This is a genomic window from Carnobacterium sp. (genome assembly GCF_049673005.1).
In the GTDB taxonomy this organism is placed as follows: domain Bacteria; phylum Bacillota; class Bacilli; order Lactobacillales; family Carnobacteriaceae; genus Carnobacterium_A.
The window spans coordinates 1-5,942 of record NZ_JBATXB010000013.1 but is presented as its reverse complement, the minus strand read 5'-3'; the positions used below and the strand labels follow the sequence as shown (position 1 = coordinate 5,942).

The 5,942-nt window shown below is 36.0% G+C and carries 7 protein-coding genes; all 7 read right to left on the bottom strand.

Annotated elements, in window-relative coordinates; genetic code table 11:
• Window positions 1-160: 160 nt before the first annotated feature.
• Window positions 161-382: a heavy-metal-associated domain-containing protein gene (locus tag WBF61_RS01205; RefSeq protein WP_424253201.1), complete on the bottom strand. Its 222-nt coding sequence runs from the start codon at window positions 380-382 to the stop codon at window positions 161-163.
• 372 nt (window positions 383-754) lie between these two features.
• Window positions 755-1,921 carry an aminotransferase class V-fold PLP-dependent enzyme gene (locus tag WBF61_RS01200; RefSeq protein WP_424253199.1) on the bottom strand — a complete coding sequence of 389 codons (1,167 nt, stop codon included), beginning with the start codon at window positions 1,919-1,921 and terminating at the stop codon, window positions 755-757.
• 16 nt (window positions 1,922-1,937) lie between these two features.
• Entirely contained in the window at window positions 1,938-2,213 is a 276-nt protein-coding gene (locus WBF61_RS01195) for a DUF3343 domain-containing protein (protein ID WP_424253197.1), read from the bottom strand.
• Window positions 2,210-2,833: a sulfurtransferase-like selenium metabolism protein YedF gene (gene yedF, locus WBF61_RS01190; protein ID WP_424253195.1), complete on the bottom strand. Its 624-nt coding sequence runs from the start codon at window positions 2,831-2,833 to the stop codon at window positions 2,210-2,212. The genes WBF61_RS01195 and yedF overlap by 4 nt, the downstream gene beginning before the upstream one ends.
• Window positions 2,834-2,869: 36 nt before the next feature.
• The gene (gene selD / locus WBF61_RS01185; RefSeq protein WP_424253193.1) at window positions 2,870-3,898 is read right to left on the bottom strand and encodes a selenide, water dikinase SelD; all 1,029 of its coding nucleotides are present in this window, start codon (window positions 3,896-3,898) and stop codon (window positions 2,870-2,872) included.
• A 2-nt stretch (window positions 3,899-3,900) separates the two neighbouring features.
• A complete protein-coding gene (mnmH, locus tag WBF61_RS01180) occupies window positions 3,901-4,941 on the bottom strand; it encodes a tRNA 2-selenouridine(34) synthase MnmH (RefSeq protein ID WP_424253191.1) in 1,041 nt (346 codons plus the stop codon).
• 203 nt (window positions 4,942-5,144) lie between these two features.
• Window positions 5,145-5,705, bottom strand: a complete 561-nt coding sequence (locus WBF61_RS01175; RefSeq protein ID WP_424253189.1) for a DUF924 family protein — start codon at window positions 5,703-5,705, stop codon at window positions 5,145-5,147.
• Window positions 5,706-5,942: the final 237 nt, after the last annotated feature.

Here is a 5,942-nt window from a genome sequence, read left to right as displayed (position 1 = left end):
TAATAAAATTGATTAGAATCAAGTAGTCGAAATTTCTTTTATTTAATCGATTTCAATAATTATTCCCTTCATTTTAATTCATTTAATGTCAAAAAAACCTGACTTATTATAAGAGTCAGGTTTTTTTGATTAGCTCAAATTTTATTAAAAACTCGTATGCTTAAGAAACTTTTGCAGATAACACAGGGTAGCCTAATTTTTGAATCGTTTCTTGAATTTTAGTGGCTTCAATCATTGATTCATTAAATTCAGTTTTAACTTTACTGGAGTTAAACAAAACCTTCACTGACTCTACCCCTTTTGTTTTACTTAACGTTGATTCGATTTTTTTGATACAAGATGGACACGTTAACGATTCTAATTGATATACGGCTTTACTCATAATTATTCTCCTCCTATCTCTTATTGCCTTTAGTATAGTCTGTATGATTCATGAATAAATTGATCCTTATCAAGTTCTTGTGACTAGTTTTGATTATTTTTCTGGGATAAATAGAAAAAATCGACGAGTTTTGATAAAATAATAAGTCACTCGTCGAGAGATAAGCAGGAGGAGTTAAGTGGAGGAGAATTTTTCAAAAACTCAGCTGATCCGACTCTTATTTAGCCGAGTCAGATTGTTTAACTTAAAACACGTCCATTCCAACATCTTATTACATTAAATGAAACACAACATCGCCTTTAAGAAAGAAAGAAAAAGAAGCCGTACCATCTTTTCAACTAAAGATGGTACGGCTTCTTAAATTAATCGTCCTCATCGTTCTAAAGCCAATTCAGACAAAGCTTTAACCGCGATGTTTACTTCTTCTTTTGTGTTAAAGCTAGAAAAACTGAATCGAACCATTCCTGTTTTAACAGTTTCGAAGTGTTTGTGTACGAGTGGAGCACAATGAGCTCCTGAGCGAACACATATGTCATACTCTTCATACAAGACATCTGCTAAGTCTCCGGAACTCCAACCAGCTAGATTCAAACTGACAACTGCACCGTGGTTCTCTGGATTCTCTTTTGCTTGTTTCAAATCATTCCCATAGACTTGAATTCTAGAAATAGCCATCACTTGTTCAAGAAAAAGTAGCGTTATTTCTTGCAATTCCTTTTGAATCGATTCTACAGACTGTTCTTCTATGAAATCTAATCCCGCCTCAAGCCCAGCTAAACCATGAACATTTAACGTTCCAGGTTCAAAAAAACCCGGCATTTGATGAGGCATTTCTTTATCATAAGAATGACTCCCACTGCCTCCACTAAATACCGTTTTCAGATTAAGAGTAGGATTATTCAATACAATCCCACCCGTTCCTTGAGGTCCATAAAGACTTTTATGACCAGTAAAGCACAATGCATCGATTTGCATCTCAACCATGTCAATCGGTACGACACCCGCGCTTTGAGCAGCATCCACAATTAATAACAGATTGTACTTTTGACAAAATGCTCCAACTTTTTTTAAATCAGTTAATTGACCAGTAACATTGGACATATGGTTAATGACAACCGCTTTAGTATTTTCTTTTAGCAGACTTTCTAATTGGTCCAAGCGCACTCGCCCTAATCGATCTAATGTAAGAAAATCTAGTTGCATGCCTTCTTTTTCCAATTGATACAATGGTCTTAACACCGAATTGTGTTCATTTTCTGTCGTAATTACTGCATCTGTTGAAGTAAATAGACTTTTTAAAAGGAGATTCAAAGCAACTGTGGCATTTGAAGTAAAACTTACCTGGCTAACATCTTGCGCATTAACTAGTTGTGCAATTTTCAGTCGTACTTGTTCAACATGACGCAGCGCTTGGAGCGCGGGTGCATGACTTCCACGAGCAGGATTTCCAATTGTTTGACTTTGGATAGCATGATACACTGCAGCTGCTACTTGAGGTGGTTTAATTAGTGTCGTTGCACTATTATCAAAATAATACATCACTACCTCCTTATACTTATTGTTTCCAAGTTAAAACGGTTTTTTTCCGTTCCTTTGTAACAAATACTTCGTAGATCCCATCATAAGTGACCCCTTTTTTTAACATAAAGGTCTCAACATTTTTTATATCATCGATTGAAAGTTGCAAGACTAAGCCACATCCAGCTGAAACTTGCTCAGGAATAGGAATTAGACGACACGTCCACCCATTTTTACTAACCGTCATTTCTGCTTGTGAGGCAGCTGATGAACTTGGAAATACGATAATTCCATAATGTTTGCGGTCAATCATGGCGAGACCGTTTTATACGTGCTTTGCAGTTCAACAATCCGATACATGTTCGTAGCTTCTCCTACCATAAGCTTATCTTCAAAATCAAAATACTCCACACAAATACCGCAAGTCAATATTTCTACGCCATCCGTAGCCATTGCTTGAAGATCATGTAAAACAGGAGAACCCTGCGCAGTTAGCTTAGCTCCACCGTTATAAAAAATAATTTTTTCAGGTAGGTGCTCTTGTTCCGATAAAGAAAAGAAAAAACTTTTCATTAATATCGAACCTAATTCTTCAGCACCTTCGCCAATTATTTCAGAATGAATGCTAACAATATAGGGCACTGTTTTGGAACCATCTTCTTTTATCGAAAGAGGCTGCTCTTCTTTTGTTGGTTCGCTAACAGTATCAAAATGAATGGCTTCCTTTGTCAAATGAACAATATAATAAGAGACGCCCTTTTTTTCTATCTTTGTTTGAAAGCTCAATTGATCTGCCATTTTTTTGAGGTTTTGAGTTGCAATCTCATTATCTACTAGAATGTTCAAATCTTCATTCGGAAATTCTTTCATCGCCCTTTTTGTTAAAATAACTGGCAGAGGACAAGCTTTTCCCAAGGCATTTATTTCATACATTTCTTTTCCTCCTTTATTTAGCACTTAGACCATTGTCTAATAAACAATCATTTTATATTCAGAGCGTTCTGTTACAACTCCAATGATTCCACTTGTTATCCCTTTAGATTGTAATTCAACCAGCAATTCATTTGCTTCTGATTTTGGTACACTTACTAGTAACCCGCCTGAAGTTTGTGGGTCGAACAATACTTCTTCTAAAGCATAATCGTCAAACTCAAATTTCACATCCGAACTTAGTGCGTTACGATTTCGTTGTCCACCAGCGGTCACAAGAAATTCTTTCGCTCCTTCATATGCTCCTTTTAAAATAGGAATAGCTGAACTTTCCAAGACACAACTATACCGATCTGTTAGCATCTCATTTAAATGACCCAATAGACCAAAACCGGTAACATCCGTACAACTATGTACAGTATATTTTTTTAGAATAGTAGATGCATAGACATTTAACATCGTCATTGATGCTGCTGCAGCTCTGAACTCTTCTTCTCCCATTTCGCCAACACTATAAGCCGTTGTAACAATTCCAGTCCCTAAGGGTTTGGTCAGAATCAAACAATCATCTGCTTCACATGTGTCATTTCTATAAATTTCATTCGGGTGTACTTTCCCTGAGACAGATAACCCATACTTCGGCAACGAGTCATGAATAGAATGACCCCCAACTAAAATTCCTCCGGCTTCTTGAACTTTTTCTTGTCCACCTGCCATAATTTCAGACAATCTTTCCAAGGGTTGTTCCTCCGGCCAACAAACGATATTCATAGCCGTCATCACTTCTCCACCCATTGCAAAAACATCGCTCATTGCATTAGCAGCTGCGATTTGGCCAAATAATCGCGGATCACTAACCATTGCTGGAAAAAAATCCATCGTTTGAATCATTGCTAAATCATCACTCAATTGATAAACAGCTGCATCATCAGCAGAATCAAAACCCACTAAGAGTTTCTCATCTTTTTGCTTAGGCAGTTTTTCTAAAATACCGCTTAAATCTCCAGGACCAATTTTTGCATTACATCCGCCGCATATAAATAAATCATTCTTCCATTGATTTTCCATAGTTAATTTTGCTCTCTTTCTTTTTGCCATTCTAAAATGTTGTCTGCTGTCTTTTTAGCATCATAGCTAACTAGCGTTAAATCACGTTGTGACTTATGGTGATTGTAACGAGGATCATAATAAGAAACCAATAAACTTTCAATAACCAAATCTACGTCCCCGCTCATTACTTGCTTTTGAAACAACTTGACTCGTTCTTCATTTATAAAAGCTTTTAAAGCACCCAAAGAATCTGAAAGTTCTTTTTGGTTGTCTTCCTTTACATAGTCACGATGAATCTGAGCAACTCGTAAATCTAGAGGAGCGTCAATATACACTTTTTTACCCTCTTTGATAGCCGAAAATAAGCTTGATGGAATAACAACATTTCCAATCCGTTTGCTTTCTCCCTCAGTAAAAACTACTTCACCCTCTTGCCACCCTTGACTAGCTTCAAATAGTAAACTCTCAAATGCTTTTTGAGAATGCGGCTCTGATAAGCCAATGCTTCCTAACATAGAGCCTCTATGATTAGCGCATCCTTCTAAGTCTAAAATATTTGCACCTTTTTTTGATAGTTCTTTTAAAATTTCTGTTTTACCGCTACCCGAAAGTCCGTAAAGTGTCACAAATGTCGCTTTAGTTAACTCAGCATCTAAACGCTCATTAATATAATGGCGATAAGCTTTATATCCACCATTCAATCTACTCACTGGTAATCCCATGGCTTTTAATAATGAAAAAATCGAATTAGAACGCATACCGCCTCTGCTACAAAAAATAACTAGTTCATCGTATTGGTCTAATAGTTCTTGGTAGCGAGCATACATACTAGGAAGCTGACTAGAAGCCCAGTCTACACCGTATTGTTTAGCTTCTTCTACTTGTCCGTTTACGTAGAGTGTACCGACTGTTTCACGTGCATCGTTGTCTAGGACTGGAATATTAACAGCTCCTGGAATTGTTGAAAATTCGTGTTCTTTTGGACTACGAACATCTACAAAGCCAATCTTTTTATTTTCTTTTTCTAAAACTACTTCTTCATACATTATTATTGGTTTCATAATTCATCACTTTCTGACTAACTTAATTTGGTCGTCATCTTCTATCATACTCTTATTTTAACTGAATTTCTCTATTATCCGTTTAATTAAGGTAGATTTCCAAAATAAAAAAATACCGGAAAACCTATATTTAGATACAATAAAAAACGTCATTTTAATTATAATCATTTATTTCACGGCCGATCGTTTTCATTTTAGTTAATCTAAAACGATGAGCCTGGTTCTTTTAAGAATGCTATCTCTTCCGGTGTTGATTCTCTGCCAAGTATGCTATTTCGATGCGGATAACGTCCAAATTGAAGCAAAATAGCCTGATGTGCTTTCTCATAGTTGAGAGAATTCTCTAGTCCTTTCTTTTTGAAATAGTTTACTGCAAACTCATGAATAACTAAAGACTCAGAATGCATAAATGGCATGTAAAGAAAGGACAACTGCTCAACTCTTAAATCGTTTATGTTTCTATGCTTTAGTGCTTCTTGGGCTAATACTAAGGCCATACCATCATAAGCAAATGAACGTGGTTGATTTCGATACATATTTCTCGAAAACTGATCTAGAATAATAATTTCTGCTAAGCACCCTTCTATTGATTCACGCCAACCAACTAATTCTCCTTTACTTGCTCGCTGGTGTTCTACTTGAAAACGAGTGCGGATTTCCTCGTCAAATTTCTTACTTTTAATAAAATGTTGCTTTGGCTGTATTTCTTTAAACCAAAAATCCAATACTTTCTGATAATCTTTACTTCCCTCTTGTTCACTCATCCTACCTCAACCTCCTTATTTTTTATGAGACTTTAAAACAAGTGACTCTTCCTGTACCTCATTAGATAAATAAAGTAAACTTAGGTACTAACTAGGAATAATAAATTCCCTCTCATGCTCCTACTCTGGTAAAAGAAAGGATACTTCAATGACTAAAATGATTCAGATTGATGATAAAATGCAAAAAGGTGCGTATGAGTTAACCGAGAAAACTGGAAAAAATTTCGATCCAGAGTT

What these genes read in the sequence shown, in the direction of transcription:
- selD (WP_424253193.1), bottom strand. Translation starts at nt 3,898, where the DNA reads ATGGAAAATCAATGGAAGAATGATTTATTTATATGCGGCGGATGTAAT.
- yedF (WP_424253195.1), bottom strand. Translation starts at nt 2,833, where the DNA reads ATGTATGAAATAAATGCCTTGGGAAAAGCTTGTCCTCTGCCAGTTATT.
- WBF61_RS01175 (WP_424253189.1), bottom strand. Translation starts at nt 5,705, where the DNA reads ATGAGTGAACAAGAGGGAAGTAAAGATTATCAGAAAGTATTGGATTTT.
- WBF61_RS01205 (WP_424253201.1), bottom strand. Translation starts at nt 382, where the DNA reads ATGAGTAAAGCCGTATATCAATTAGAATCGTTAACGTGTCCATCTTGT.
- WBF61_RS01200 (WP_424253199.1), bottom strand. Translation starts at nt 1,921, where the DNA reads ATGTATTATTTTGATAATAGTGCAACGACACTAATTAAACCACCTCAA.
- WBF61_RS01195 (WP_424253197.1), bottom strand. Translation starts at nt 2,213, where the DNA reads ATGATTGACCGCAAACATTATGGAATTATCGTATTTCCAAGTTCATCA.
- mnmH (WP_424253191.1), bottom strand. Translation starts at nt 4,941, where the DNA reads ATGAAACCAATAATAATGTATGAAGAAGTAGTTTTAGAAAAAGAAAAT.